Origin of the sequence: Burkholderia sp. WP42, from assembly GCF_000745665.1 — a bacterium.
Lineage (GTDB): Bacteria > Pseudomonadota > Gammaproteobacteria > Burkholderiales > Burkholderiaceae > Burkholderia > Burkholderia vietnamiensis.
In genome coordinates this window covers 77447-104436 of record NZ_JQJT01000006.1, presented here as the reverse complement: position 1 = coordinate 104436, position 26990 = coordinate 77447, and the positions used below count along the sequence as shown (strand labels likewise).

Here is a 26990-nt window from a genome sequence, read left to right as displayed (position 1 = left end):
CACGCGGATTGCGTAGCATGGTCGATCCATCAGGACACGGAGAGCACGCATGAGTCTGGACTACGGTTTCGTGAAGGCGAAGGTGACGTCGGTGGCGCGGCTCAAGGGCTCGCCGCATGGCGGCGAGATCCAGTATCACGTCCACCTGACGCTCGCATTGCCGGGCGGCGACTGGGACGTCGCGATCAACGTCGGTACCAACGATGCGGACGACTTGCTGAACTACAAGCTCGTCTACGATTTCCACCATCCGCTCACGGCGACGCTCGCGGCGGCGGCCGAAGGCTATACCGATCTCACCGGGCAGAGCGCGCTGCCGGCGCTCGACTATCTGCGCAGCGACATCCTGAACGAGACGGGCACCTGGCGCGCGAGCGCGGTGATGGACGGCACCGAGCACGCGGAGCCGATCCCGTCGCTGCTGCGGCTCGTGAACGCGGCGCAGTCGCACGGGCTCGACGTGGTCGTGTTCGGCCGCACCTATTCGGAAGGCAACGGGATTCACGACACGCACATGAACCAGGGCTCGACGGGCTCGAACTACCTGCATCGCGCCGGCGACGACCACAACGATCACAACGACGTGTGGCAGGACGGCGCGCTGTTCGTGCGCGTGAGCGAGTCGCAATGGGCCGCGTATTTCGCGGCGTTCGAGCAGCAGGCCGTGCCGACCGACGCGCTCGGCAACCCGCTGCCGGGCGCCGGGCCGATCACGCACTGACGCCGGCATGCGCCGGCGGGCCGGTGCCGTCAGGCAGCCGGCAGCGCCTTGCCGAAGGTGATGCGCTCCTCGACGCGATAGCCGAGCGCCGCATAGAAGCGGCATGCATCGTCGTTGCCCGGCAGCACCTGGAGATTGATCTTCAGGCAGCCGAGCGTGGCGAGTGCGCGCTCGGCATGATCGAGCAACGCGCGGCCGATGCCGAGTCGTCGCGCGTCGTTCGCCACGCCGAACGAGTAGAGCCAGCCGCGATGTCCGTCGAAGCCCGCCATCAGCGTGCCGACCAGCCGGCCGCCGCAGATCGCGACGAAGAACAGCTCCGGCTGCGTCGCGAACTTCAGCTCGATCGATCGCAGCGGATCGCGATGCGGCGGCGCGCCGGCCGCGCTGTAGTTCGGGAACGCGTCGCGCCAGACGGCGAGGACCGCTGCGGTGTCGGCGCGTTCGAACGGACGGATGGTGACGACATCGGCGGCGGCATCCATCGCGGCGGTCTCCTTAGAGCGTGTCGAGAATCGACCGCAGCATCGCCATCATCTGGTCGATTTCTTCGGTCGTGACGTTCAGCGCCGGCATGAAGCGCAGCAGGTTCGGACGCGCGGCGTTCAGCAGCAGGCCGTCGGGCTGCATGTCGCGTGCCTTCTCGACGATCTGCGGGCCGATGTCCTTGCCGAGCAGCAGCGCGCGCAGCATGCCTTCGCCGCGTTCGCCCTCGAAGCCGCGCTCCTCCGACAGCTCGAGCAGCTTGCGCTTCAGGTATTCGCCGCGCGCACGCACGCCTTCGAGGAAGCCGGGCGCAACGAGTTGCGAGATCACCGAATAGCCGGCCGCCGTCATCAGCGGGTTGCCGTTGTAGGTGCCGCCCTGGTCGCCGGCCTCGAACACCGCGACGTCGGCCTTCGACAGCAGCGCGCCGAGCGGTACACCGCCGCCGATGCCCTTCGCGAGCGTCATGATGTCCGGCTCGATGCCCGACAGCTCGTACGCGAACAACGTGCCGGCGCGGCCGCAGCCGCTTTGCACTTCATCGACGATCAGCAGCAGGTTGTGCTGCCGCGTCAGCGCGCGCAGCGCCTGCATGAATTCACGCGTCGCGGGGATCACGCCGCCTTCGCCCTGGATCGGCTCGAGCATCACGGCGACGGTCTTGTCGGTGATCAGCTTCTCGACCGACTCGATGTTGTTCAGCTCGGCCTTCGGGAAGCCCGGCACCTGCGGTGCGTAGATCGTGTCCCAGCCCGGCTTGCCGCTCGCGGACATCGTCGCGAGCGTGCGGCCGTGGAAGCTGTGGTCGAACGTGATGATCTCGTATGCGCCGTTCCTGAACTTGCGGCCCCATTTGCGCGCGAGCTTGATCGCGCCTTCGTTCGCTTCCGCGCCGCTGTTGGTGAAGAACACCTTGTCGAACACGCTGTGCTGCGTGAGCAGGCCCGCGAGCTTCGCCATCGGTTCGTTGTAGAACGCCGGCGACGGGTTCAGCAGCTTCTCGGCCTGCGTCTTCAGCGCTTCGACGATGCCGTCGTTGCAGTGACCGAGGCTGTTGACCGCCCAACCCTGGATGAAGTCCAGATAGCGCTTGCCCGTGTGATCGTAGAGCCACGAGCCCTTGCCGTGCGTAAACACGATGTCGGGGCGGTTCGTGATGTACATCAGCGAGTCGATCGGGTAATCGTTCAGGGGCATGGCAACAGACTCCAGCGGGCGTTGAAAGGGAAACGGGCAATAAAAAAGCCACGGAAGGCCGTGGCTGGTGGATCGAACAGCTTGTGCGTAACCGGTGAAGCGGAGGTGGGTTACGCGCGAGTCCGTGACGAGCCGGCGGCATCCGGGAGGAGCGGCGAGCGGCGACGTCGGAGAGCGGACAGGAAGCGGTTCATGTGCGCAAGCATAAGGCATCCCGCGCCCCACTGTAAACCGCCGCGATGCCACGGATGTGACACGGCGGCGCGCAGCGGGGCGCGCGTGCGCCCGGCGCTCAGACCGGATTCACGAGATCGGCGGCGCTCGTGAACGAGTCGGCGTAGAACTCGTCGGCCGGCAGCGCGTGGTGTTGCGTGAAGTCGCGCTGCGCCGATTCGACCATCACCGGCGCGCCGCATGCGTACACCTGGTAGCCGGACAGGTCGGGCAGATCCTCGATCACCGCGCGGTGGACGAAGCCGGTGCGGCCGGTCCACTGGTCGGCGTCTTCCGGTTCGGACAGCACCGGCACGTACTTGAAGTTCGGGATCTCGCGCGCCCATTGCTCGGCGAGTTCGCCGAGATAGATGTCCTGCTTGCGGCGCGCGCCCCAGTAGAGCGTCATCGGGCGCGTGATGCCCGCGTGCTTCACGTGCTCGATGATCGCCTTGATCGGCGCGAAGCCGGTGCCCGACGCGAGCAGCACGATCGGCTTGTCGGAATCCTCGCGCAGGAAGAACGTACCGAGCGGGCCTTCGAAGCGCAGGATGTCGCGTTCCTTCATCGCGCCGAACACGTGATCGGTGAACTTGCCGCCCGGCATGTGACGGATGTGCAGCTCGATCGGGCCTTCCTCGTGCGGCGCGTTCGCCATCGAGTAGCTGCGGCGCGAGCCGTCCTTCAGGATGAATTCGACGTACTGGCCGGCCAGGTATTGCAGGCGTTCGTTCGCCGGCAACTGCAGCTTCACGATCATCACGTCGTCGCCGCGGCGCTCGAGCGCGGCGACCCGGCACGGCAGCTTCTTGACCTGCACGCCGTCGACGCCGGCGATTTCACGCACGTCGATCTCGAGGTCGCATTGCGCCTTCGAGCAGCACAGCAGCGCGAGGCTGCGCGTGCGTTCGTCGCTGGACAGCGCCGATGCTGCGTGCGGGCCCTGTTCGATCTGGCCCGACACGATCTGCCCCTTGCAGGAGCCGCATGCGCCGTTCTTGCAGCCGTACGGCAGGTGGACGTTCTGGCGCAGCGCCGCCGCCAGCACGGTTTCGTCCGACTCGACCTGGAACTGCCGGCCGCTTTGCTTGAGAGTAACGTTGAATGCCATAGAACCGAATAGAACAAAATGGGGAAACCGTGCATGTCGCGCACGGCAGCTACAATGCAAAACCGTTGTGCGCCGCGCAACGGTGGCTACTCATTTCGCAACCAACATGATCGCGACTCGAATCCTTCGCCGGCCGCGCGCCTTGATCGTCGGCTGCGGCGACGTCGGGCTGCGGTGCGTCGCGCAATGGCGCGCCGCGCGCCGCGACCTGCGCATCGTCGCACTGACGAGCCATCCGGACCGCCGCGACGCATTGCGTGCGGCAGGCGTGACGCCGATCGTCGGCAACCTCGACCAGCGGGCCACGCTCGAGCGCATCGCGCGAGTCGCGCGCACGATCCTGCATCTCGCGCCGCCGCAATCCGACGGTCGCGACGACCGGCGCACTCGCGCGCTGATCGCCGCATTGTCCATGCCCGCGCGGCAGCTGCACGCGCCGGCGGTAGCGTCGGTCGGCCGGCTGCGCACGCTGCGCGCCGCGACCCGACAGGCCGGCGTGGTGCCGCGGGCAGCGCGTATTGTACCCGAGGCCCTTCGCGCGCCCACGCTCGTCTATGCCAGCACGACCGGCGTATACGGCGATTGCGGCGGCGCGCGGATCGACGAGACGCAGCCGCTGCGGCCTGCGAATCCGCGCGCGTTCCGGCGCGTGTCGGCCGAGCGTCAGCTGCGGGCGGCGACGGTGCGCGGCGTGGTGTCCGCCCGCATCGTGCGCATCCCGGGCATCTACGCGGCGAACCGCTTGCCGCTCGCGCGGCTCGAGCGCGGCACGCCGGCGCTGCTGCCGGCCGACGACGTCTATACGAACCACATCCACGCGGACGATCTCGCCGTGATCCTGCGGCGTGCGGCCGTGCGCGGCCGGCCGGCGCGCGCGGTGCACGCGTCGGACGACAGCGAACTGCGGATGGGAGAGTACTTCGACCGGGTCGCGCAGGCGTTCGGCCTGCCGCCGCCGCCACGCATCAGCCGCGCGGACGCCGAAGGCCGGCTCGAGCCGACGCTGTTGTCGTTCATGCGCGAGTCGCGGCGCCTGTCCAATGCCCGCCTCAAGGCCGAATTGTGCGTGACGCTGCGCTATCCGACCGTAGACGAATTCCTTCAAACGCTGGCGCAGCGTCGCGCGTCAGGTGAGGGCCGGTAGCGCCTCGATCAACAGGAAGCACAGCAACGCGCCGATCAGCGCGCCGATCAGGTTCGGGTGATAGCGGTGCTTCAGATGCATCGCGGCCAGCAGCGCGCCGATTGCCACGACACCGATGATCGCGAACGCGATCATCACGTACGATAGTTCGAAAGAGTGGTTGACGCCCATGATGTCTCCCCTGCTTCGCTGCTCGGACAGCTTGTGATTTGAGTATAGCGGGGGATCGGGCGGCCGCGATGCGCAGCGGCGTCGAACGGTCGTGCGGATTTTCCCTTACAGGGTTTCGACCGGATTGCGCAGCGCTGCGAGGTCAGCCTCTGCGAGCCAGCACCAGCTACCGGGCGCCAGCCCGGCCGGCAGCGCGAAACCGCCGATACGCTCGCGGTGCAGCGCCTCGACGCGGTTGCTGGCGGCCGCCACCATCCGCTTGACCTGATGGTATTTGCCTTCGAGGACGGTCAGCGCGAGCGTGTGGGTATCGCGCGCGACCGCCGCGACTGCCGCGATCGGCTTCGGCTCGCCGTGCAGCTGGACGCCGCTGCGCAGCGCGTTCAGCTGGGTTTCGTCGAGCGGATGGCGCACGGTCGCGACGTAGGTCTTCGGCACCTTGCGCTTCGGCGAGGTGTACGCGTGCACGAACTGGCCGTCGTCGGACAGCAGCAGCAGGCCGGTCGTGTCCTGGTCGAGGCGGCCGACGCACTGCACGCCGCGCGCGACGAGCGGCGCGGGCAGCAGGCTGAACACGCTCGCGTGGTGTTGCGGGTCGCGCGAGCATTCGTAGCCGGCCGGCTTGTTGAGCGCGAGATAGGCGCGCGCGTGAAACGGCCACGCGGTGCCGTCGAGCGTGAACACGAGGCCGTCCGTGTCGAAGGCTGCGTCCGGGTCGGTCGCGCTCGCGCCCGCGACGGTGACGCGGCCCGATTCGATCAGGCCGCGGCACTGGCGGCGCGAGCCGAAGCCCTGCGTGTAGAGAATGCTTTCGAGGTCCATAGCGCGCGCATTCTATCAAGCGGCGGCGCAGGGACGGCATGAACGCGCATGCGCCGGTAAGCTGCCGGAACGCCCGGCGGCGGCCGTTCGTTCAGTTCGAGCGTATCGGCGAGTTCGACGGCTACGGTTCGCTGACCGTGCGCGGGCTCGTCCACGACCTGTGCCGCCGCGACCGGCGGCATCTGGCCGGCATGCAGTGGCTGCTCGGCAAGATCGACGCGGCGCGCAGCCGCGCGCGCACTTCGCGCTCCATGCCGACCATGTTGCGCGCGTACGCGTACGGCGTGTCGCGCGCGCCAGCAGCACGGTGCCGGCCGGCCCGGCGCGCGAAGGATCAGCCGCCGACGCGCGGCGCGAGCAGATCGGCGAGCCCGATGTTCCTGAACATCTCGCGGCGGATGCGATCGCCGACGCGGAACACTTCCTCGGCGCCGTCCTGCGACGGGTCGACGAATACGCGGTAGGGGCGCTTGCCGGCCGGCGCCGCGACGAGTTCGGCAATGGCCGTGGCGACGGCGCCGGCGTCGGCGTCGGCCGGTTCGAGCGCGGCGAGGCCCTTCAACGCCTGATCGGCGACACCCGCGTACGGCCCGCCGTCGTAGGCGGCCTGCACGGCGGTATCGGCCGGCTTGCCCGCATGGAGGAAGTGATTCGTGCCCCGGGTGAACGCGCCCGGCACGACGATCGACGTTTCGATGCCCCAGCGGGCGAGCTCGGCCGCATAGGACACCGCGAGCGAGTCCATCGCGGCTTTCGCGGCGAAGTAGGGCGCGAGGAACGGCGGGGTGCCGCCGCGCGCCGACGAGGACGACACCCACACGAGCAGGCCGCGGCCCTGGCGGCGCAGGTGCGGCAGCGCCGCGCGGTTCACGCGCTGGGTCGACACGACGTTGACGTCGTAGAGCTGCGCCAGCTGTTCGGGCGTGAACGCTTCGGCCGGCCCGAACACCATGTGACCGGCGTTGTGGACGACGATGTCGAGGCGGCCGTTGTCGGCGATCACGCGATCGATGGCGGCGTCGACCGATGCGTCGTCGCCGACGTCGAGTTCGACGCTGCGCAGATCGACGCCGTGTTGTTGCGCATAGGCGGCGACGGCGGCGACGCGCGGTGCATTGCGCCCGGCGCTCTCGCGCATCGAGGCGTAGACCGCGTGACCGGCGCGGGCGAGCGCCTGGGCCGTCAGCAAGCCGAAGCCGCTGGACGCGCCGGTGACGAGGACGACTTCCTTCATGAGCAATCTCCTGGCGGAAAGATGAGGGGGCGGCGAGCGGTCCGTCAGCACATGCCGCCGTTGGCGCGCAGGATCTGGCCGTTGATCCACGCGCCGTCCGGGCCGGCGAGGAACGCGACGACGCGCGCGATGTCGTCGGGCTGGCCGAGCCGCTCGAGCGGGTTCAGCTTCGCGAGCCGATCGATAAGTTCGGGGCTCTTGCCCTGCAGGAACAACTCGGTCGCGACCGGTCCCGGCGCGACGGCGTTCACGCGGATGCCGCGCCCGCGCATTTCCTGGGCGAGCACCTGCGTCATGCTTTCGACCGCCGCCTTGCTCGCGACGTACAGCCCGTAGGTCGGCATGCGCATCCCGATCACGCTGGTCGACAGGTTGACGATCCGGCCGCCGTCGCGCACGCGCTGCGCTGCCGCGCGGCATACGTTGAACGTGCCCTTCACGTTGATCGCGAACGTGTTGTCGAACACCGCATCGTCGAACTCGGCGATCGCCGCGAGCTTCATCACGCCCGCCGAGTTCACCACCACGTCGATCCCGCCGAAGGCATCGCGGGCCGCGTCGAACAGCGCGGTGACGGCGGCCGGATCGGCGACGTTCGCCTGCACGGCGATCGCCTGACCGTCGTCGGCGATGATCGCGTCGACCACTTCGCGGGCCGGGCCGGCGCTCCCGGCATAGTCGACGACGACCCGGAAGCCGTCCCGGGCGAGTTGGCGCGCGATTTCCGCGCCGATGCCGCGCGACGAACCTGTGACGATGGCGACCTGTTCCGATGTGCTCATGTTCTGCTCCTGTCGAGTGGATGAGTGCCGTTCGATCCGGCGACAGGACCACTGTAGGCTTCCTCGATAAATAAAAATAATGAATAATGATCAGTCAATGAATGACTGAAAGTATGTCTCATGGGATTCGACAGCAGATTGCTCAGCGGTATCGGCGTGCTCTCCGCGGTGATCGAGGCGGGTACCTTCGCGCGGGCGGGCGAGGCGATGGGATTGACGCAGCCGGCGGTGAGCCGTGCGGTGGCGCGGCTGGAGGAGCGCGTCGGGATCCGGATCTTCAACCGGACGGCGCGTGCGATCACGCTGACCGACGAAGGGCGGCGCTTCTACGAGACGGTCGCGCCGCTGCTGGCCGGCATCGAGGAGGCGGCGCTCGACGCCGGTCAGTCGAAGGCGCGCGTGAGAGGGCGGCTGCGGGTCAATGTGGACGGCACGTTCGGCCACTACGTGCTGGCGCCGCGGATGGCGGAATTTCTCGATCGTTATCCGGAGCTGTCGGTCGAGATCAGTGTGCGCGACCGGATGGGCGACCTCGTCGCGGACGGCTTCGACGTGGCCGTGCGCTTCGGCATCCCGGAGCCGTCGTCATATCGCGCGCGATTGCTGCTCGAGACGCGCGTGCTGACGTGCGCGTCGGCGGCCTACATCGCGCGTCATGGCGAACCGCTGCACCCGCGGGATCTCGCTGACGGTCACCGGTGCGTGCTGATCCGCGATCCGGTGACCGGGCGGCCGTATGAATGGGAGTTTCATCGCGGCAACGAAGTCGTGCCGGTCGACGCCGTCGGCAGGCTGACGGTGAACGATACGGGCGGACTGCTCGGCGCGTGCCTGGGCGGCGTCGGCATTGCGCAACTGCTCGAACTCTATGCGCGGGACGTCCTGGCCGACGGAAGGTTGGTGCAGTTGTTGCCCGAGTGGGCGGACGAGACTTTCCCGCTTTACGCGTATCACCATGCGTCGAATCTCGTTTCGGCGAAGGTGAGGGTGTTTCTGGACTTCGTCCGCGAGCTGATGGTCTGAGCGCACCGGGCGGCTGGCCGCCGCCGGTTAGCCGATGCGCTGCGGAACGCGCGGCACCAACAAAAAACCCGCGAAGCGGCGAGCTTGCGCGGGGTTCGACAGACGCAGCGCACGACGCTGCGAAAGACTGGTGCCCAGGGCCGGAATCGAACCGGCACGCCTTGCGGCGGGGGATTTTGAGTCCCCTGCGTCTACCAATTTCACCACCTGGGCTTGTGATCGTTGCCGCACCAGCGATGCTGCGCGGCGAAACGCGGATTATGGCGGAAAATGGGGCGCCGGGCAAGCCATCGGCGCGCCGCGCCGCCCGTTACCGGCTCAGGTAGACGAACCGGCCCTGTTTCACGATCCCCATCACGCTCGCGCGCTGATCGAGTCCGACGTGGTCCTTGTCGCTCGTGTTGACGACGCCGTTCGGCACGACCAGCTCGTGCGCCCGTTCGAGTTCGCGCCGCAGCGCCGTCCGGAACGCCGGCGTGCCCGGCTGCGCCGCCTTCAGCGCGCGGCCGACCGCGTCCGCGAGGCGCGGATACACGCCGGCCGCGTCGCCCGCGAACTGCGTGACCGTGCCCGCGCCGTAGCGCGCTTCATATGCATCGACGAACGCCAGCGCCGCCTTGCGCGCCGGGTCGTCGGCCGGCAACGTGCGGGCGACGACGACCGGCTGCGTCGGGAACAGCGTGCCTTCCACGTCCTTGCCGCCGAGCCGGATGAATTCCGGCGTCGCGATTCCGTGCGTCTGGTAGATCGCGCCCTTGTAGCCGCGCTCGATCAGCGTGCGCTGCGGCAGCACGGCCGGCGTGCCCGAGCCCGCGATCAGGACGGCATCCGGTTTCGCCGCGATCAGCTTCAGCGCCTGCCCGGTCACGCTCGCGTCGGTCCGGTTGAAGCGCTCGGTCGCGATCACGCGGATCTTGCGGATCTCGGCGAAGCGCGTGAACTCGTTCAGCCAGCTGTCGCCATAGCTGTCCGCGAAGCCGATGAAGCCGACCGTCTTCACGCCGTGATTGGCCATGTAGCGCGTCATCACGTCGGCCATCGCGCTGTCGCTCTGCGCCATCTTGAACGCCCAGGTGCGCGCGCCTTCCTGCGGCTCGACGATCGCGCCCGAGCCGACCAGCGTAATCATCGGCGTTTGCGACGCGGCCACCGCGTCCAGCGCCGCAAGCGCGGCCGGCGTGATGTTCGGCCCGACCACGACGTCGACGTGATCCTCGTCGACCAGCTTGCGAATATTGCGCACGGCCGCGCCCGGATCGGACGCATCGTCGAGCACCGTCAGCTGCACCGGCTGGCCGGCGATCGTCTTCGGCCACATCAGGATCGCGTTCTTGCTGGTGATGCCGATCGCGGCGGCCGGGCCGGTCGACGACAGGTCGACGCCGACCTTCAGGTCGGCATGCGCGGCCGCGCAGCCGAGCAACAGGGCGCCGGCAGCGGCGCGGCGCAACAGGGCGGGAAGCGTCATGCGGAAGTCTCCATCTGCATCGGGCAACCAAAAGGGGCGCGATATCGAACCGCGCCCCCGCGTTCATACCTCGTGCGTCAAAGCTCGTACGATTCGGCTTCGCCCTTGAGCGCCTGCTCGATCAGCTTGCGGTTCAGCGTCGGCGACAGCAGCTCGACGAGCGTATACACATAGCTGCGCAGGTACGCGCCCTGCTTGAGCGCGACGCGCGTCACGTTGCTGCCGAACAGATGGCCGACCGGAATCAGCCGCAGGTTGCGGTCGCGCTCCGGATTGAACGCGATGTCGGCCATGATCCCGACGCCCAGCCCGAGCTCGACGTAGGTCTTGATCACGTCGGCGTCGATCGCCTCGAGCACGATGTCCGGCGATAGCCCGCGCAGCGCGAACGCATGGTTGATCTTCTTGCGGCCGGCGAACGCGTTGTCATACGTGATCAGCGGATACTGCGCGAGGTCGTCGAGCGTGATCGGCTTGCGCTCGAGCAGCGGATGGTCGGCCGGCACCACGGCCGCGTGATGCCACTGGAAGCACGGCAGCGACACGAGCTCCTTGTAGTCGGAGATCGCCTCGGTCGCGATCGCGAGGTCGGCCTGGTCGTGGATGACCATCTCGGCGACCTGCGTCGGGCTGCCCTGCAGGATCGACAGATGCACCTTCGGGAAGCGCTTCTTGAATTCGGCGATCGCGGCCGGCAGCGAATAGCGCGCCTGCGTGTGCGTGGCGGCGATGGTCAGGTTGCCCTGGTCCTGCGCGGCGTAGTCCTTTCCGACCCTTTTGAGGCTCTCGACTTCCTGCAGGATCCGCTCGACCGACGCGAGTATGATTCTGCCCGGCTCGGTGAGCGAGCGAACCCGCTTGCCGTGGCGGGTGAAGATCTCGACGCCGAGCTCGTCCTCCAGCTCGATGATCGCCTTCGACACCCCCGGCTGCGACGTATAGAGCGCCTTGGCGGCCTCGGTGAGGTTGAAATTCTGCCGGACGGCCTCGCGCACGAAGCGAAATTGGTGCAGGTTCATTTATAACCCTTCCGCATATCAACAGAATTTTTTAGTCGTTTGAAATATAAGGCGAGTTTATTACGATTCACCGGAGTTTTTCAAATATGGATATCTGTTTTCGTCATTAGCAATCCAGCCGGGCAGCGGAAGGCCGGCCGGAGCGGCGAAACAGAGATTCGGGCGCGACGTGGCTAGGACGTCGCGCGGTCACCACGAACACCCTGGGGTCCCCGAATGTATCAGTACGACCAGTACGACCAGACGATCGTCGACGAGCGTGTCGCACAGTACCGCGATCAGGTGCGCCGCCGCCTGTCGGGCGAGTTGAGCGAAGACGAGTTCCGTCCGCTGCGCCTGCAGAACGGCCTGTACATGCAGCGCCACGCGTACATGCACCGCATCGCTATTCCGTACGGCAACCTGCGCAGCAACCAGCTCCGCATGCTGGCGCGCATCGCCCGCGAGCACGACCGCGGCTACGGTCACTTCTCGACCCGCTCGAACATCCAGTTCAACTGGGTCGAGCTCGAAGACACGCCCGAGATCCTCGCGAAGCTCGCCTCGGTGCAGATGCACGCGATCCAGACGTCGGGCAACTGCATCCGCAACATCACGGCCGACCAGTTCGCCGGCGTCGCGCAGGACGAGGAGATCGATCCGCGTCCGTGGGCCGAGATCCTGCGTCAGTGGTCGACGTTCCATCCCGAATTCGCGTGGTTGCCGCGCAAGTTCAAGATCGCGGTGTCCGGCTCGCACGACGACCGCGCGGCCGTGCAGATCCACGACCTCGGCGTCTATCTGAAGAAGAACGCGCAGGGCGAGGTGGTCGCGAGCATCCTCGCGGGCGGCGGCCTCGGCCGCACGCCGATCGTCGGCGCGGTGATCAAGGAAGATCTGCCGTGGCAGCATCTGCTGACGTACTGCGAAGCCGTGCTGCGCGTGTACAACCGCTACGGCCGCCGCGACAACCTGTACAAGGCGCGGATCAAGATCCTCGTGAAGGCGCTGTCACCGGCGAAGTTCGCGCAGCAGGTCGAAGAAGAGTGGCAGCACCTGAAGGACGGCCCGTCCACGCTGACGCAGGCCGAACTCGACCGCGTGTCGCAGTATTTCGCGCCGCCCGTCTACGAGAAGCTGGCCGACACCGACGCGTCGTTCGAACAGCACCTGCTCGAGAACAAGGCGTTCGCGCGCTGGGTCGAGCGCAACGTCGCGCCGCACAAGGTGGCCGGCTATGCGGCGGTCACGCTGTCGCTGAAGGATCACCGCGTCGCGCCGGGCGACGCGAGCGCCGAGCAGATGGATCAAGTGGCCGAATGGGCCGACGCGTACTCGTTCGGCGAAGTGCGCGTATCGCACGAGCAGAACCTGATTCTGGCCAACGTGAAGAAGCGCGACCTGTTCGCGCTGTGGGAAAAGGCGAAGGCGGCCGGCTTCGCGACGCCGAACATCGGGCTGCTGACCGACATCATCGCGTGCCCGGGCGGCGACTTCTGCTCGCTCGCGAACGCGAAGTCGATCCCGATCGCGCTGGCGATCCAGCAGCGTTTCGACGATCTCGACTACGTGTACGACCTCGGCGACCTGTCGCTGAACATCTCCGGTTGCATGAACTCGTGCGGTCACCATCACGTCGGCAACATCGGCATCCTCGGCGTCGACAAGGACGGCGCCGAGTGGTACCAGGTGTCGCTCGGCGGCGAGCAGGGCACGGGCCAGAACGGCGCGCGCCTCGGCCGCGTGATCGGGCCGTCGTTCTCCGCCGACGAAGTGCCCGACGTGATCGCGAAGCTGATCGACACGTTCGTCGATGCGCGCGCCGACGGCGAGCGCTTCATCGATACGTACGACCGCATCGGCATCGCGCCGTTCAAGGAGCGCGTCTATGCGGCGCGCCAGGCAGTGAACGCCTAACCCACCGGCTAGAAGGAATTTGCAGATGGCTTCGATTATCAAGAACCGCGCAGTGATCGACGACGCATGGCAGGTCGTGCGCGCGGCGGAAGACGGCGCGCTGCCCGCGGTCGACGCACTGCCGGCCGGCAAGGTGCTGGTGCCGTTCGCGTTGTGGCAAGCGGAGCGCGCGGCGCTCGTCGCGGCGAAGACGAAGGACGAACTCGGCGTATGGCTCGCGCCGGACAGCGAGCCGGCCGAGCTGGCGGCCGACTTCGGCGCGATCTCGCTGATCGCGGTCGACTTCCCGCGGTTCGCGGACGGCCGCGGCTACAGCATCGCGCGGCTGCTGCGCGAGCGCTACGGCTGGACCGGCGAGCTGCGCGCGATCGGCGACGTGCTGCGCGATCAGTTGCTGTACATGTCGCGCTGCGGCTTCGACGCGTTCGCGGTGCGTGCCGACAAGGACATCCACGACGCGCTCAACGCGTTCGGCGAATTCACGCAGCGTTACCAGGGCGCGTTCGACGAGCCGGCGCCGCTGTTCCGCCGCCGCGCGGCTGCATCCGACGCGAAGGTGAACGCATGAGCGCCGCGACCGCACTCACGCCCGAACTGGCCGCCAAGGTCGAGCGGCTCGACGCGCTGCTCGCGCAGATCGGCGCGAGCCACGACAAGGTCAAGTTCGCGAGCAGCCTCGCCGCGGAAGACATGCTGCTGACGCACGCGATCCTGTCGAAGCAGGTGCCGATCGGCATCTTCTCGCTGAACACCGGCCGCCTGCACGCGGAGACGCTCGGCATGATCGACCGCGTGCGCGAGCGCTACGGCTACGAGATCGAGCAGTTCCATCCGAACCAGGAGGCGGTCGATCAGTACGTCGCCGAGCACGGCGCGAACGCGTTCTACGACAGCGTCGAGCTGCGCAAGTCGTGCTGCCACATCCGCAAGGTGGAGCCGCTGAACCGCGCGCTGGCCGACGTCGGCGCGTGGGTCACGGGCCAGCGTCGCGAGCAGTCGGTGACGCGCGCGGAGCTGCACGAGGAAGAAAGGGACGAATCGCGCGGGATCGCGAAGTACAACCCGCTCGCCGACTGGACGGAAGCCGACGTGTGGGCGTACCTTAACGCGTTCGAAGTGCCGGTCAATCCGCTGCACGCGCGCGGTTACCCGAGCATCGGCTGCGAGCCGTGTACGCGTGCGATTCGCCCCGGCGAGGACAGCCGCGCGGGCCGTTGGTGGTGGGAGTCGCGCGACACCAAGGAATGCGGGCTGCACATCACGACGATCACGCCGATTCCCGCGAGCGCCGAAGCCGGCGCCGCGCACTGAACGCCGACCAGAACCCGAATATTGCGCGGCCCGCGACAACGGGCCGCACGAACCCAGAAGAGAAGGACCGAAATCATGAGCACGACGCTCGAGCAATCCGCCTTTGCCCCGCCCGCCGGTGCCGACAACCGCATGGGCCACCTCGACTGGCTCGAAGCCGAGTCGATCCACATCCTGCGCGAACTGGTCGCCGAATGCAGCAAGCCGGCGCTGTTGTTCTCGGGCGGCAAGGATTCGGTCGTCGTGCTGCATCTCGCGCTGAAGGCATTCGGCCTCGGCGCGAACCGCAAGACGACGCTGCCGTTCCCGCTCGTGCACATCGACACGGGCCACAACTACGAGGAAGTGATCGACTTCCGCGACCGCCGTGCGCAAGAGCTCGGCGCCGAGCTGGTGGTCGGCCACGTCGAGGATTCGATCAAGCGCGGCACCGTCGTGCTGCGCCGCGAAACCGATTCGCGCAACGCCGCGCAGGCCGTCACGCTGCTCGAGACGATCGAGCAGCACGGCTACACGGCGCTGATCGGCGGCGCGCGCCGCGACGAAGAGAAGGCGCGGGCGAAGGAGCGGATCTTCTCGTTCCGCGACGAATTCGGCCAGTGGGACCCGAAGGCGCAGCGCCCCGAGCTGTGGAGCCTGTACAACGCGCGTCTGCACAAGGGCGAACACCTGCGCGTGTTCCCGATCTCGAACTGGACCGAGCTCGACGTGTGGCAGTACATCGCCCGCGAAAACCTCGAACTGCCGTCGATCTACTACGCGCACCAGCGCGAGATCGTGCGCCGCAACGGGCTGCTCGTGCCGGTCACGCCGCTCACGCCGATGCGTGACGGCGAGACGAGCGAGCTCGCGCAGGTGCGCTTCCGCACGGTCGGCGACATCAGCTGCACGTGCCCGGTCGAGAGCGATGCGGACGACGTCGAGAAGATCATCGCCGAGACGGCCGTGACCGAGATCACCGAACGCGGCGCGACGCGGATGGACGATCAGGCGTCGGAAGCTGCGATGGAGCAGCGCAAGAAGCAAGGCTATTTCTGAAGCACACGAGGACATTCACATCATGAGCATCATCGAGAACACCGAAGACCTCGGCGTGCTGCGTTTCATCACCGCGGGCAGCGTCGACGACGGCAAGAGCACGCTGATCGGCCGCCTGCTGTACGACAGCAAGGCCGTGCTGTCGGACCAGCTGTCCGCGCTGTCGCGCGCGAAGAACAAGCGCACGGTCGGCGACGAGCTCGACCTCGCGCTGCTGACCGACGGGCTCGAGGCCGAGCGCGAGCAGGGCATCACGATCGACGTCGCGTACCGCTATTTCGCGACGGCGAAGCGCAAGTTCATCATCGCCGACACGCCGGGCCACGAGCAGTACACGCGCAACATGGTGACGGGCGCGTCGACCGCGCACGCGGCGATCATCCTGGTCGACGCGACGCGCGTGACGATCGAGAACGGCGTCGCGCAGCTGCTGCCGCAGACGAAACGCCACAGCGCGATCGTCAAGCTGCTGGCGCTGCAGCACGTGATCGTCGCGATCAACAAGATGGACCTGGTCGACTACAGCGAAGCGCGCTTCAACGAGATCCGCGACGCGTACGTCGCGCTCGCGCAGCAGCTCGGCCTGACCGACGTGCGCTTCGTGCCGGTGTCGGCGCTCAAGGGCGACAACATCGTCGGCGCGAGCGAGCGCATGCCGTGGTACGCGGGCGAGCCGCTGCTCGACGTGCTCGAATCGCTGCCGGTCGAGACGCAGGCGCATGACGCGCTGCGCTTCCCGGTGCAGTGGGTCGCGCGCCAGGACGGCAGCTCGGCCGACGATTTCCGCGGCTACATGGGCCGGATCGAATCGGGCGAGGTGAAGGTCGGCGACGAGATCGTCGTGCTGCCGTCGAACCGCACCGCGACGATCGCCGAGATCATCGCGCCGGTGCCGGGCGGCACCGCGGCAGTCCCGCACGCGTTCGCGGGCCAGACGGTCACGATCCGCCTTGGCGAAGACGTCGACGTGTCGCGCGGCGACATGTTCGTGACGGCAGCCGAGCCGGTCGTACCGGCGAAGAAGCTCGACGCGGACCTGTGCTGGTTCGACGAGACGCCGCTGTCGCCGCAGCGCAAGTACCTGCTGAAGCAGACCACCAGCACGGTGTTCGCGAAGATCGGCGCGGTCAACGAGGTGCTCGACGTGCATACGCTGTCGCACGCGACCGACCGTCAGGAACTGAAGATGAACGACATCGGCCGCGTCGCGCTGACGCTGCAGAAGCCGATCGTCTGCGACACCTACGACGCGCATCCGGGCACGGGCGCGTTCGTGCTGATCGACGAGGCGACGCATCACACGGTCGCCGCCGGCATGATCCGCGCCTTCTCGGCGTAACGGGCACTGCGGGGCACCGCGCGCCGCCTCTGCGGCGGCGCGCGAGCCGCCATGGCACGACTAGCGAAGCGACAAACATGGGCAAGGTGTATCTGATCGGAGCAGGGCCGGGCGCCGCGGACCTCATCACGGTGCGCGGCGCACGGCTGCTCGAGCAAGCCGACGTCGTGCTGCACGACGCGCTCGTCGAGCCGGCGATGCTCGACTACGCGCCGAACGCGCGCCGCATCGCGGTGGGCAAGCGCTGCGGCCAGCGTTCGACCGCGCAGCACTTCATCAACAAGCAGATCGTCGATGCGGCGCGCGAGCATGCGTGCGTGGTGCGTCTGAAGGGCGGCGACCCGATGCTGTTCGGTCGCGCCGAAGAAGAAATGCGCGCGCTCGAGGCAGCCGGCATCGACTACGAGGTCGTGCCGGGCATCACCGCGGCGCTGGCCGGCGCGGCGACGCTGAAGCGCTCGCTGACGCTGCGCGGCGTGTCGCGCAGCGTCGCGTTCGCGACGCACAGCCGCGCGCCCGGCAGCGACGAGATCCGCGAGGCCGCGCGCGCCGATTCGATCGTCTACTACATGGGGCGCGACAGCGCGCCGGGCATCGCGCAGCAGCTGATCGACGCGGGCCGCGCCCCGGCGACGCCGGTGGCGATCGTCGAGGCATGCAGCACCGCGCGCGAACGCACGCTGACGCTGACGCTCGCGCAGATGGCCGCGGGCGACGCGCAGTCGTGGCTCGATCCGGCCGAACCGAGCCTGCTGATGATCGGCGACGCGTTCGCCGAACGCGCCGCGCGCGCGAACGAGGGTGATGCGTTGCGCAACGCCGCGTGAATCGACCTGGCGTCCGGGCAAAAAAAAGCGCTGGCTTCGATGAAGCCAGCGCTTTTTTGTTTGGATGCCGCCGATTCGGCTACGCGTCGCGGCCGATCTGATCGATGCAGTAGCGCGCGATCGCGTCGAGCACGCCGTCGTCCTCGCCGACGGCCGTCGCGCAGCGGATGTCGAGGTGCGGATGCGCGGCGCGGCACGCGTCGATCAGCTGCGGCAGGTCGCGCCGCACGTGGCCGCCCTGGCCGAAGAACACGGGCACCACGGTGATCCGCGTACATCCCGCCGCGACCTGCGCGGCGACGGCCGCGTCGAGCGACGGCGTCATCAGTTCGAGGAACGCGAGCGACACGTGAGCGGCCGGTTCGCTGGCTCCGCGCAGCCGCGCGGCGAGCCGTTCGAACGGCTCGGCCCAGCGCGGATCGCGCGCGCCGTGACCGAACAGGACGATGCCGTGCGAACTCATGTCGTGATCTCCCTCGTGGCGGCGCTCAGTGCCGGTCGACCCACTTCAGCGCGAACAGGCCGAGCGCGAGATAGATGAGGCCCGGCGTTGCCGCGGTGAGCGGCGCGGGCCACGTGTTCAGCGTGCCGATGTGCGAGAACAGCGTGTTGAGCAGCTGGAAGCTCATGCCGAGCATGATGCCGCCGAACACCTTCACGCCCACCACGCCGGCGCGCGTATGCAGGTACGCGAACGGCAGCGACAGCACCAGCATCACGAACACCGCGAACGGGTAGAGCAGCTTGCGCCACAACGCGATGTCGTAGCGCTGCGTGTCCTGCTGGTTCTCGCGCAGATGCTGGATGTAGCGGAACAGGTTGATCAGCGACATCCGTTCGGGCGACACGAGCAGCACCGACAGGATCTGCGGCGTCAGATCGGAGCGCAGCCGGTATTCGGGCAGCGACACCTGCTGCGACCGGTACACCGGGTTCAGCGCGTCGGCCGGCTGACCGGCGATCGGCTTGATCGGCATCAGTTCGGTTTCCGTCACGCCCTTGAGCAGCCAGTGGCCGGGCGGCTCGTAGCGGCCGGTCTGCGCGATCCGCACGTTCTGCAGCTGGAATTTCGAATCGAACTCGTAGATGCGCACGTTGCTGATCGTCGAATCCGGCGACAGGCTGCCGACGTTGACGAAGCGCGTGACCTGCTCGCCGTTCTCGCGCGCCGCGAGCGTGTCCTTCACCCACACGCCCGACTGGAAGTTCGACGACACCGATGCGCCGAGCGCCTGCAATCGCACGCGCTCCGACAGCTGGTCGGCGTACGGGCCGACGAATTCGCCGATCAGATAGGTGATGATCACGAGCGGCACGCCGATCTTCAGCAGCGAGCGCAGCGCCTGGTTGGTCGCGAGGCCCGACACGCGGAAGATCGTGAATTCCGAGCTCGCGGCCATCTGCGCGAACACGTAGATCGCGCTGATCAGCGCGGCGACCGGGATGATCTCGTAGAAGCGCGACGGCGTCTGCAGCGCCACGCGCAGCACCGCGTAGCCGAACTTGTAATTGCCGTGGCCGACCGAGTTCAGTTCGCTGATCAGGTCGAAGAAGAAGAACAGCCCCGAGAACGCGAACAGGATGAAGACGAACGTGACGTAGATCTGTCGCGCGAAATACTTTTCATAGAGCCGCATCGATCATGCTCCCGAGCGGCCGAACAGCGCGCGTGTAAACAGCGGGCGATTGCGCACGCGCAACCAGAAGATCACCGCGACGATCACCGCGACGGCCAGATGCAGCCCGACGAGCCCGACGCCGAACGACATCTTGCCCTGCTCGATCTGCGCCTGCACGACGTTCAGCAGGTTCGAGTAGGTGAGGTAGATCAGCACGGCCATCACGAGGTTGATCGTGCGGCTGCGGCGCGGGTTCTGGTACGACAGCGGAATGCCGAGCACCATCAGGTTGATCGCGATCAGCGGCAGCCCCGCGCGCCATGCGAACTCGGCGAGGTTGTTGCGCGTCGGGTTGCTCAGCAGCTCCGGCGTCGGCGTGCTGTTGGTGGTCGGCACGTTGGTGACCGGCGTGCTCGTGATCTTCACGCCGTAACGCTGGAACTCCATGATCTTGAAGTTCGGCTGGCCCGGCGTGCCGTCGTAGCGGCGGCCGTCCTCCAGCACGACGAAGCGGTCGCCGTCGCGCGTCTCGGTATGGCCCGCGTGCGACACGACGACGTTGACCTTGCCGTTCTCCGTCGACGTGACGAACACGTTCTGGACCTTGCTCTGATCCGGCGACATTTTTTCGATGAAGAACACGCGATGGTTCGACGCCGATTCGCGGAACTGGCCCGGCGCGAGCAGCGAGATTTCGTCGCGCTGCTGGAAGCGCGCCTTGATCATCTTGCTCTGCTGGTTCGACCACGGCCAGCCGACGAACGCGAAGAACGCGATCAGCAGGATGATCGGCGTCGCGAACACGCCGATCGGCTTGATCAGGCGCGTGAGGCTGACGCCCGACGCGAGCCAGACGACCATTTCGGAGTCCCGGTACCACCGGGTCAGCACGAACAGGATCGACACGAACAGCGTGACGACGAGCATCACCGCGAGATAGCCGATCACGGTCAGGCCGATCAGCACGAGCACGTCCCGCGGATCGATTTCGCCGGACGCGGCGTAGCCGACGATGCGGATCATCATCGTCGTGAGCATGATCGTGAGCAGCACCATGAACACGGCGCCAGCCGTATACGCAAGCTCGCGCTGGAGGGAGCGTTCGAAGATCATTCTTGATGAGAAGAGGGCGGGAGGCTGCGCACGCGTGGTGGAGCGCTCGCGCCGCCACGGGAAAAATAGCGGATAATTGCGGCTTTCATCCTTAGCCCAGATTTTATCCGAGGACAAGCGCGATGGACTTTAGCATAAAAGGCTGTGATTGGAGCAAAGGCGAGGCCAAGGGGTTCCTGACCGGGAAGTCCGATTGCATCGTACTCGGCATCTTCGAGGCGCAAACTCTTTCGGGCGCGGCGCTCGACATCGATACGGCCACCAAGGGGCTGATCTCGCGCGTGGTGAAGGCCGGCGACATGGACGGCAAGCGCGGCAAGACGCTGTTCCTGCCGGAGGTCTCGGGGATCGGCGCATCGCGCGTGCTGCTGGTCGGTCTCGGCAAGCAGGATGCTTTCAATCAGAAAGCCTATAACGATGCGGCTACGGCCGCATGGCGCGCGCTGCTGGCGACCAAGGTCGGGCAGGTCACGTTCACGCTCGCGCAGCTGCCGGTCGACGAGCGCGGCTCCGACTGGGGCGTGCGCGCCGCGATTCTCGCGCTGCGCAACGAAACGTACCGCTTCACGCAGATGAAGAGCAAGCCGGAGCCGGCGTCGCACGCGCTCAAGCGCGTCGTGTTCAGCGTCGATCCGTCCGACGAAAAGGCGGCGAAGCTCGCGGCGAAGCAGGCCGTCGCGCTGGCCAACGGGATGGACCTCACGCGCGATCTGGGCAATCTGCCGGGCAACGTGTGCACGCCGACCTATCTCGGCAACACCGCGAAGAAGCTCGCGAAGGATTGGGGCCTGAAGGCCGAGGTGCTCGGGCTCAAGCAGATCCAGGCGCTGAAGATGGGCTCGTTCCTGTCGGTCGCGCGCGCATCCGTCGAGCCGCCGCAGTTCATCGTGCTGCACTACCAGGGCGCCGCGGCGAAGGCCGCGCCGGTCGTGCTGGTGGGCAAGGGCATCACGTTCGACACCGGCGGCATCTCGCTGAAGCCGGGCGAAGGCATGGACGAGATGAAGTACGACATGTGCGGCGCCGGTTCGGTGCTCGGCACGATGCGTGCGGTCGCCGAAATGGGCCTGAAGATCAACGTCGTCGCGATCGTGCCGACCTGCGAGAACATGCCGGGCGGCAACGCGACGAAGCCGGGCGACATCGTCACGAGCATGAAGGGCCTGACGATCGAAGTGCTGAACACCGACGCCGAAGGCCGTCTGATCCTGTGCGACGCGCTCACCTATGCGGAGCGCTTCAAGCCGGCCGCGGTGATCGACGTGGCGACCCTCACGGGCGCGTGCGTGATCGCGCTCGGCGGCCACAACAGCGGCCTGTTCTCGAAGGACGATGCGCTCGCGGGCGAACTGCTCGACGCATCGCGCGAAGCGAACGATGCGGCGTGGCGCATGCCGCTCGACGACGAGTACCAGGATCAGCTGAAGTCGAATTTCGCCGATATCGCGAACATCGGCGGCCGGCCGGCCGGCGCCGTGACGGCGGCGTGCTTCCTGTCGCGCTTCACCGAAAGCTACCCGTGGGCGCACCTGGACATCGCCGGCACCGCATGGAAGAGCGGCGCGGCGAAGGGCGCGACGGGCCGTCCGGTGCCGTTGCTCGCGCAATTCCTGATCGACCGCGCCGGGCAGTGATGGCCGGTCACACGACGATGCGGGCGAGCGGGCAATGACGCGAATCGATTTCCATTCGAACGTCGGCGATTCGCTCGCGTATGCATGCCGGCTGCTGCGCAAGGCCTATCAGGCCGGGCAGCCGGTCGTCGTGCTCGCCGAAGCCGCGCGCCTGCGCGCGCTCGACGAGCGGTTGTGGACCTTTTCGCCGCTCGACTTCATCCCGCACTGCAGCGTGGACAGCCCGCACGCGGCCGCCACGCCGATTCTGCTCACCGCCGATCTCGACCAGGCGCCGCATCATCAGGTGCTGCTGAACCTCGGCGCGACGGTGCCCGCGCAGTTCGCGCGCTTCGAGCGCCTGCTCGAAGTGGTCGGCAACGCGCCCGACGAGCTGGCTGCGGGCCGCGACCGCTACCGCTTCTACCGCGATCGCGGATACGCGCTGAACAATTACAAGCAGGGCAGCTAGCCGAAACCGGCGACGGAGCGTTCCCGTGACACAAGCCGAACCATTCTCGATCCCGACGCTGACCGACGTGCTGGTGCCCGGCAAGCCGGTGCCGGCCGCGCCGTCAGTGGGCGACGCACGATCGCGCGACGATGCCGACATTCCGGTGCTGAACGACACGATTGCGCGCGGCCGAACGGCAGCGTTCGACGCGCTCGATCACGACACGGCGGGCGCCGAGGCGGTGATCGTCGAGCCGGTGCCGACGCCGTATCTGCCGACCGTCGAGCTGCCCGGCGACAGCGATGCGCCGGCGCAACCGGCCGCGGCCGGGCACGTGGTGGCCGAGGAAGCGGCCGCCACGCCGGCGCCGCTGCGCTCGGTCCTGGCGGACGATGCGCCGTCGCAGCCCGAGCTCGCCGCGGCGCCGCTCGACGACGCGACACTGCCGCAGGCACTCGTGCCGGCTGCGGCCGCTGCCGCGGCGCTCGCGGATCGACCGGCCGACGCGTCGCCGCCGCCGCTGGGCGCGCCCGCCGCCGCGGCGGCGCTGACGCCCGAGGACGCGCAGCATATCGCCGAGCGTTTGCGCAACCGGCTCACGAACTATTTGACCGGTGCCGGGCGCGACGCGATCGAGGCGCGCTGTCGCGACGCGCTGCACGACCACACGGCCTGGCTGGTCGGCCAGATCACGCGCGAAGTCGCGCTTGCGTTGGAAACCGAAGTGATGGAATGGGTGCGTGACGCGGTCGACGAAGAGATCGATCGTCGCCGCGCCGGTCATTCGGGCTGAGAGGCCGGCACGCGGCGTGTGTAGTCGTTTCGGGTAACGCGCTGCGCGGCTAGGATGACGCGCGCGGCCTGCTGCGCGGCGGCGTGCCGGAGCGGCCCGCGTCGCACGACGCCGCCGCGCGCGCCGGGTTGTGCCCGGAATTGCGTTAACGCAGCGACAGCACCCATTGCGCGAGCGTGTGCGCTTCGGCGCTCGTGAGCTGCGTATTGGCGGGCATCGGCACGCCGCTCCACACACCGACGCTGCCCTTCACGATCGACTGCGCGAGGTAGTCGGCCGCATCGGCGCGCGCCGCGTACTTGCCGGCGATGTCGCGGAATGACGGACCCATCAGTGGCTTGTTGACCGCGTGGCACGCCATGCAGTTCTTGCGTTGCGCGAGTGCGAGCCCGTCGCCGGCCGGCTCGGCGTGCGCCGCCGCTGCGCCGGCCGCCAACAGCGCCGCGAGCAGCGCGGCGGATATCGTCTGTTTCATGCAGTCCTCCGCCGGCGCGAACGGCCGGCTTCACGGTCCGCGCATTATAAGAGCAAAGGGAACGCGCGTTTTGCGCGTTTCCCGAGTCGGGGCGCGCTACGCGGTCGCAGGTACGGTGCGCTGTATCGTGACGGTTGTCGCGCTGCGGTATGGCGGGCGAGGTGGCCGTGATGGCGAGGTCGGTGGGCGCGGCGCCTGCCGCCGGCGCTGACGAAGCCGAAGCCGAAGGGCCAGTGCGCTCGACCGACCTCGCCGCGTCGCGACGCGTGATCTCCCGGCTTCGTTTGGCACCCGGCTTTTATGACATCATTACGGCCTGCTACGGTGCAGCCGGGCAAACCCGCCGATCGACCCGCAGGCGATTCAGATGCAGACGATCGTCAGCCTCGTGTCGGCCGGCCTGGATGTCGCACGGATGCCGCAGTCGCTGCGTAACCTGCGGCGCACCGGCGTGCTCGACGCGCCGGTCGTCGACGCGCGGCTCGTGTGGTGCGCCGGTGACGTCGGCGCGGTGCTCGCCCGCTTCGTCGATGTCACGCGTGCACGGAGTCGCCGCGCGATGCGAACGATGGCGCGTCGGCGCCGTCCAACGCGCGGTGCGTGCCCTGTGCGAGCCGTACCGCATTCGAAAACTTCATCGCGAACTCATGATCATTCACCCGAATTTCGACCCCGTAGCGATCCATCTCGGCCCGCTGGCCGTGCGCTGGTACGGCCTCATGTATCTCGTCGGCTTCATCGCGGCGATCGTCGTCGGCCGGGTCCGCCTGAAGCTGCCGCACGTCGCGGCGCAGGGCTGGACCGCGAAGGACATCGACGACATGATGTTCTACGGCGTGCTCGGCACCGTGCTCGGCGGCCGGCTCGGCTACGTGCTGTTCTACAAGGCCGACTTCTACCTGTCGCACCCGCTCGACATATTCAAGGTATGGGAAGGCGGGATGTCGTTTCACGGCGGCTTTCTCGGCGTGACGCTCGCGATGATCCTGTTCGCATGGCAGCGCAAGCGGCACTGGCTGCAAGTGACCGACTTCGTCGCGCCGATGGTGCCGACCGGGCTTGCGGCCGGGCGGCTCGGCAACTTCATCAACGGCGAGCTGTGGGGCCGCGTGACCGATCCGAGCGCGCCGTGGGCGATGCTGTTCCCGGGCGCGATGCGCGACGACGCCGCATGGCTGCCGAAGCACCCGGCGCTCGTCGAGAAGTGGCATCTCGCCGACGTGTTCATGCAGTACCAGATGCTGCCGCGCCATCCTTCGCAGCTCTATGAAATCGCGCTCGAAGGCGTCGTGCTGTTCTTCGTGCTGTTCTTCTTCTCGCGCAAGCCACGGCCGATGGGGGCGGTGTCGGCGCTGTTCCTGATCGGTTACGGCCTCGCGCGCTTCACCGTCGAGTTCGCCCGCGAGCCCGACGATTTCCTCGGCCTGCTCGCGCTCGGCCTGTCGATGGGGCAATGGCTGTCGCTGCCGATGATCGTCGCCGGCATCGCGATGCTGGTGTGGGCGTATCGTCGCCGTGGAGCGAATGCGGCTGCGTGACATGCATGCCGCGTGACGCCACGCCGACGGGTTCGCCACACGTGCTCGTCGCAATGCAGATGCTCGAACGAAAAACGCCGGCCCGAGGGCCGGCGTTTTCGCATCTGCGCGGCGTTGCGCGCCGCGCGTTGCTTCGTGCTTACTTCATCTGCACCGAACCGTTGACCGTGACCGACACGGTGGCCTTGCCGCCTTCGACGGAAATCGGCGCGCTCATCTTCGCGTTGTCCATCGGCGCCGCGGCCATCGCCATCATGCGCGGATACGGCTGCACGTTGCGGCTGCCGCCGACGTTCACGTCGCGGATCGAGTAGCTGCTGTAGCCGAACGCCTTCGCGGCTTCGTCCGCGCGTGTGCGGAACGACTTGATCGCTTCGGTCGTCAGCTTCTGCTCGGCCGCGCGCTGCGCTTCGGGCGACAGCGAGAATTCGACGTTCGCGATCTGCATCTGGTTCGACAGCTGGCCCGCGAGCTTCGACGCGGCCGCGAAGTCGCGCGACTCGAGCACGACTTCCGTGCGGCCGCGCCATGCGGAAATCTTGCCGTCGCGATCGGTGCTCGGATAGACGGAGAACGCACCGGTATGCGCGGTGACGCCCGACACGCCCTTCGCCTGCGCGAGCGCGGCGTCGGCGCGCTGGTTCAGCGTAGCCGTCAGGCTACCGGCGTCCTTGGCCTGCTGTTCGTAGAACAGCGTGATGTGGATGATGTCTTGCGGCACGTCGGCGCTCGCCTGCGACGACAGCGACAGCACGCCGGCCGGCTCCGGAAAATGCGGGTTGGCGGTTTGTGCGTGCGCGGCCGGCGACGCGAGCGTCAGCGCGACGGGCACGGCGGCGGCGAGCGCGAGCGACAGCGCGAGAGCGGATTTCTTGGTCATTGTTGGACTCCTTGTGCGAGAGCGCGCATGCGGATCGCGCGTGCGCGACGCGGGCGTACCGCGCGACGAAAAAACGGCCGTCGGCCCGTTCGGGCGACGGCCGTTGCTTAGGCTGCGCAAGCGCGCCGCGAGTTCCTCGACGGCCGCGCGTTCTGACCGGATTTGACCTTCGATGCGCGACTACTTCATCAGCCTTTCGGTGATGAAGCGCCATTCGGCGCGCGTGACCGGCGTGATCGACAGCCGGTTGCCGCGCGCGAGCACGCGCATGTCGGCGAGCTCGTCGTGTTCGCGCAGCGCGGCGAGCGGCACGAGCGCCGACTTCTTCACGAAGCGCACGTCGACGAGCAGCCAGCGCGGCGTTTCGTGCGTCGACTTCGGGTCGTAATACGGGCTCTTCGGATCGAACTGGGTCGGGTCGGGGTAGGGCGCCGATGCAACTTCGGCGAGGCCCGCGATGCCCGGTTCGGGGCAACTCGAGTGATAGAACAGCACGCCGTCGCCGATCTTCATCGTGTCGCGCATGAAGTTGCGCGCCTGATAGTTGCGCACGCCGGTCCATGGCAGCGAGCGCTGCGGTGCGTGTGCGAGATCGTCGATGCTTGCTTCGTCCGGTTCGGACTTCATCAGCCAGTATTGCATGGATCGTGATCGACGCAGAAAGGGCTGTTGCAAAAGGAAACGGCATCGGGACAAGCCCGAT

Annotated in this window: 28 protein-coding genes, 1 tRNA gene and 1 pseudogene; 14 read left to right on the top strand and 16 right to left on the bottom strand. The window is 67.6% G+C overall.

Annotated elements, in window-relative coordinates; genetic code table 11:
• Nucleotides 1–49: 49 nt before the first annotated feature.
• Nucleotides 50–721, top strand: coding sequence for a DUF2278 family protein (locus EX20_RS02720; RefSeq protein WP_014723486.1), 672 nt, complete (start codon nt 50–52; stop codon nt 719–721).
• A 29-nt stretch (nt 722–750) separates the two neighbouring features.
• Here EX20_RS02720 and EX20_RS02715 read toward each other — a convergent pair whose 3' ends face one another.
• The 3 genes from EX20_RS02715 to EX20_RS02705 all read right to left on the bottom strand — a co-directional run bounded on the left by EX20_RS02715 (nt 751) and on the right by EX20_RS02705 (nt 3728).
• Entirely contained in the window at nt 751–1206 is a 456-nt protein-coding gene (locus EX20_RS02715; RefSeq protein ID WP_011885756.1) for a GNAT family acetyltransferase, read from the bottom strand.
• A 13-nt stretch (nt 1207–1219) separates the two neighbouring features.
• A complete protein-coding gene (locus tag EX20_RS02710; RefSeq protein WP_011885755.1) occupies nt 1220–2404 on the bottom strand; it encodes an acetylornithine transaminase in 1185 nt (394 codons plus the stop codon).
• A 292-nt stretch (nt 2405–2696) separates the two neighbouring features.
• Nucleotides 2697–3728, bottom strand: coding sequence for a CDP-6-deoxy-delta-3,4-glucoseen reductase (locus EX20_RS02705; protein ID WP_034192623.1), 1032 nt, complete (start codon nt 3726–3728; stop codon nt 2697–2699).
• 106 nt (nt 3729–3834) lie between these two features.
• Between EX20_RS02705 and EX20_RS02700 the strand changes: the two genes are divergently transcribed.
• Nucleotides 3835–4872 (top strand): NAD-dependent epimerase/dehydratase family protein, encoded by a 1038-nt coding sequence (locus tag EX20_RS02700; protein ID WP_034192622.1) that lies wholly within the window; start codon nt 3835–3837, stop codon nt 4870–4872.
• Here EX20_RS02700 and EX20_RS02695 read toward each other — a convergent pair.
• Together EX20_RS02695 and EX20_RS02690 are read right to left on the bottom strand one after the other, a co-directional pair.
• Nucleotides 4855–5043: a hypothetical protein gene (locus EX20_RS02695; protein ID WP_011885752.1), complete on the bottom strand. Its 189-nt coding sequence runs from the start codon at nt 5041–5043 to the stop codon at nt 4855–4857. The two genes, EX20_RS02700 and EX20_RS02695, sit on opposite strands and share 18 nt — an antisense overlap.
• Before the next feature lie 105 nt (nt 5044–5148).
• Nucleotides 5149–5865, bottom strand: a complete 717-nt coding sequence (locus tag EX20_RS02690; protein WP_034192621.1) for a pseudouridine synthase — start codon at nt 5863–5865, stop codon at nt 5149–5151.
• Between the two features lie 5 nt (nt 5866–5870).
• On the opposite strand from EX20_RS02690, the pseudogene EX20_RS33300 reads away from it, so the two are divergent.
• Nucleotides 5871–6089, top strand: a pseudogene (locus EX20_RS33300) (DinB family protein); the annotation flags it as partial.
• A gap of 110 nt (nt 6090–6199) precedes the next feature.
• Here EX20_RS33300 and EX20_RS02685 read toward each other — a convergent pair.
• Together EX20_RS02685 and EX20_RS02680 are read right to left on the bottom strand one after the other, a co-directional pair.
• Nucleotides 6200–7099: an SDR family oxidoreductase gene (locus EX20_RS02685; RefSeq protein ID WP_034192620.1), complete on the bottom strand. Its 900-nt coding sequence runs from the start codon at nt 7097–7099 to the stop codon at nt 6200–6202.
• A 44-nt stretch (nt 7100–7143) separates the two neighbouring features.
• On the bottom strand, nt 7144–7881 hold the full coding sequence (locus tag EX20_RS02680; protein ID WP_014723481.1) for an SDR family oxidoreductase: 738 nt from the start codon (nt 7879–7881) through the stop codon (nt 7144–7146).
• Between the two features lie 120 nt (nt 7882–8001).
• Between EX20_RS02680 and EX20_RS02675 the strand changes: the two genes are divergently transcribed.
• The gene (locus EX20_RS02675; RefSeq protein ID WP_034192619.1) at nt 8002–8904 is read left to right on the top strand and encodes a LysR family transcriptional regulator; all 903 of its coding nucleotides are present in this window, start codon (nt 8002–8004) and stop codon (nt 8902–8904) included.
• A 128-nt stretch (nt 8905–9032) separates the two neighbouring features.
• Here the strand turns inward: EX20_RS02675 and EX20_RS02670 are convergent.
• The 3 genes from EX20_RS02670 to EX20_RS02660 all read right to left on the bottom strand — a co-directional run bounded on the left by EX20_RS02670 (nt 9033) and on the right by EX20_RS02660 (nt 11391).
• Nucleotides 9033–9117, bottom strand: a tRNA-Leu gene (locus tag EX20_RS02670).
• 97 nt (nt 9118–9214) lie between these two features.
• The gene (locus EX20_RS02665; RefSeq protein ID WP_011885747.1) at nt 9215–10372 is read right to left on the bottom strand and encodes an ABC transporter substrate-binding protein; all 1158 of its coding nucleotides are present in this window, start codon (nt 10370–10372) and stop codon (nt 9215–9217) included.
• A gap of 77 nt (nt 10373–10449) precedes the next feature.
• Nucleotides 10450–11391, bottom strand: a complete 942-nt coding sequence (locus tag EX20_RS02660; RefSeq protein WP_014723479.1) for a CysB family HTH-type transcriptional regulator — start codon at nt 11389–11391, stop codon at nt 10450–10452.
• 216 nt (nt 11392–11607) lie between these two features.
• Here EX20_RS02660 and EX20_RS02655 point away from each other — a divergent pair, with 216 nt between their 5' ends.
• The 6 genes from EX20_RS02655 to cobA all read left to right on the top strand — a co-directional run bounded on the left by EX20_RS02655 (nt 11608) and on the right by cobA (nt 17802).
• Entirely contained in the window at nt 11608–13287 is a 1680-nt protein-coding gene (locus EX20_RS02655) for a nitrite/sulfite reductase (RefSeq protein WP_011885745.1), read from the top strand.
• 25 nt (nt 13288–13312) lie between these two features.
• A complete protein-coding gene (locus tag EX20_RS02650) occupies nt 13313–13855 on the top strand; it encodes a DUF934 domain-containing protein (protein ID WP_011885744.1) in 543 nt (180 codons plus the stop codon).
• Nucleotides 13852–14598 (top strand): phosphoadenylyl-sulfate reductase, encoded by a 747-nt coding sequence (locus EX20_RS02645; RefSeq protein WP_014723478.1) that lies wholly within the window; start codon nt 13852–13854, stop codon nt 14596–14598. The genes EX20_RS02650 and EX20_RS02645 overlap by 4 nt, the downstream gene beginning before the upstream one ends.
• A 75-nt stretch (nt 14599–14673) precedes the next feature.
• Nucleotides 14674–15636, top strand: a complete 963-nt coding sequence (gene cysD / locus EX20_RS02640; protein ID WP_034192618.1) for a sulfate adenylyltransferase subunit CysD — start codon at nt 14674–14676, stop codon at nt 15634–15636.
• Nucleotides 15637–15658: 22 nt separating this feature from the next.
• Nucleotides 15659–16975, top strand: a complete 1317-nt coding sequence (locus EX20_RS02635; RefSeq protein WP_011885741.1) for a sulfate adenylyltransferase subunit 1 — start codon at nt 15659–15661, stop codon at nt 16973–16975.
• 77 nt (nt 16976–17052) lie between these two features.
• A complete protein-coding gene (gene cobA / locus EX20_RS02630) occupies nt 17053–17802 on the top strand; it encodes a uroporphyrinogen-III C-methyltransferase (RefSeq protein WP_011885740.1) in 750 nt (249 codons plus the stop codon).
• Nucleotides 17803–17881: 79 nt separating this feature from the next.
• Here cobA and EX20_RS02625 read toward each other — a convergent pair whose 3' ends face one another.
• The 3 genes from EX20_RS02625 to lptF are packed head-to-tail and all read right to left on the bottom strand — an operon-like array spanning nt 17882 to nt 20534.
• The gene (locus EX20_RS02625) at nt 17882–18265 is read right to left on the bottom strand and encodes a sirohydrochlorin chelatase (protein WP_034192617.1); all 384 of its coding nucleotides are present in this window, start codon (nt 18263–18265) and stop codon (nt 17882–17884) included.
• A gap of 25 nt (nt 18266–18290) precedes the next feature.
• Nucleotides 18291–19439 carry an LPS export ABC transporter permease LptG gene (lptG, locus tag EX20_RS02620; protein ID WP_034192616.1) on the bottom strand — a complete coding sequence of 383 codons (1149 nt, stop codon included), beginning with the start codon at nt 19437–19439 and terminating at the stop codon, nt 18291–18293.
• Nucleotides 19440–19442: 3 nt separating this feature from the next.
• A complete protein-coding gene (gene lptF / locus EX20_RS02615; RefSeq protein WP_034192615.1) occupies nt 19443–20534 on the bottom strand; it encodes an LPS export ABC transporter permease LptF in 1092 nt (363 codons plus the stop codon).
• 122 nt (nt 20535–20656) lie between these two features.
• On the opposite strand from lptF, the gene EX20_RS02610 reads away from it, so the two are divergent.
• From EX20_RS02610 to EX20_RS02600, 3 genes are read left to right on the top strand one after another with little or no spacing between them, the layout of a single operon-like run.
• Nucleotides 20657–22168 carry a leucyl aminopeptidase gene (locus EX20_RS02610; RefSeq protein WP_011885736.1) on the top strand — a complete coding sequence of 504 codons (1512 nt, stop codon included), beginning with the start codon at nt 20657–20659 and terminating at the stop codon, nt 22166–22168.
• A 34-nt stretch (nt 22169–22202) separates the two neighbouring features.
• Nucleotides 22203–22619 (top strand): DNA polymerase III subunit chi, encoded by a 417-nt coding sequence (locus EX20_RS02605; protein ID WP_011885735.1) that lies wholly within the window; start codon nt 22203–22205, stop codon nt 22617–22619.
• A 25-nt stretch (nt 22620–22644) separates the two neighbouring features.
• Nucleotides 22645–23394: a DUF2486 family protein gene (locus EX20_RS02600; RefSeq protein WP_034192614.1), complete on the top strand. Its 750-nt coding sequence runs from the start codon at nt 22645–22647 to the stop codon at nt 23392–23394.
• A 145-nt stretch (nt 23395–23539) separates the two neighbouring features.
• Here the strand turns inward: EX20_RS02600 and EX20_RS02595 are convergent, their stop codons facing one another.
• A complete protein-coding gene (locus tag EX20_RS02595; protein WP_011885733.1) occupies nt 23540–23869 on the bottom strand; it encodes a c-type cytochrome in 330 nt (109 codons plus the stop codon).
• A gap of 647 nt (nt 23870–24516) precedes the next feature.
• On the opposite strand from EX20_RS02595, the gene lgt reads away from it, so the two are divergent.
• Nucleotides 24517–25407 (top strand): prolipoprotein diacylglyceryl transferase, encoded by an 891-nt coding sequence (gene lgt / locus EX20_RS02585; protein ID WP_034192612.1) that lies wholly within the window; start codon nt 24517–24519, stop codon nt 25405–25407.
• Nucleotides 25408–25546: 139 nt separating this feature from the next.
• Here lgt and EX20_RS02580 read toward each other — a convergent pair whose 3' ends face one another.
• Together EX20_RS02580 and EX20_RS02575 are read right to left on the bottom strand one after the other, a co-directional pair.
• Nucleotides 25547–26287 (bottom strand): SIMPL domain-containing protein, encoded by a 741-nt coding sequence (locus EX20_RS02580; protein WP_011885732.1) that lies wholly within the window; start codon nt 26285–26287, stop codon nt 25547–25549.
• Between the two features lie 180 nt (nt 26288–26467).
• On the bottom strand, nt 26468–26929 hold the full coding sequence (locus EX20_RS02575; RefSeq protein ID WP_011885731.1) for an EVE domain-containing protein: 462 nt from the start codon (nt 26927–26929) through the stop codon (nt 26468–26470).
• Between the last annotated feature and the right edge of the window lie 61 nt (nt 26930–26990).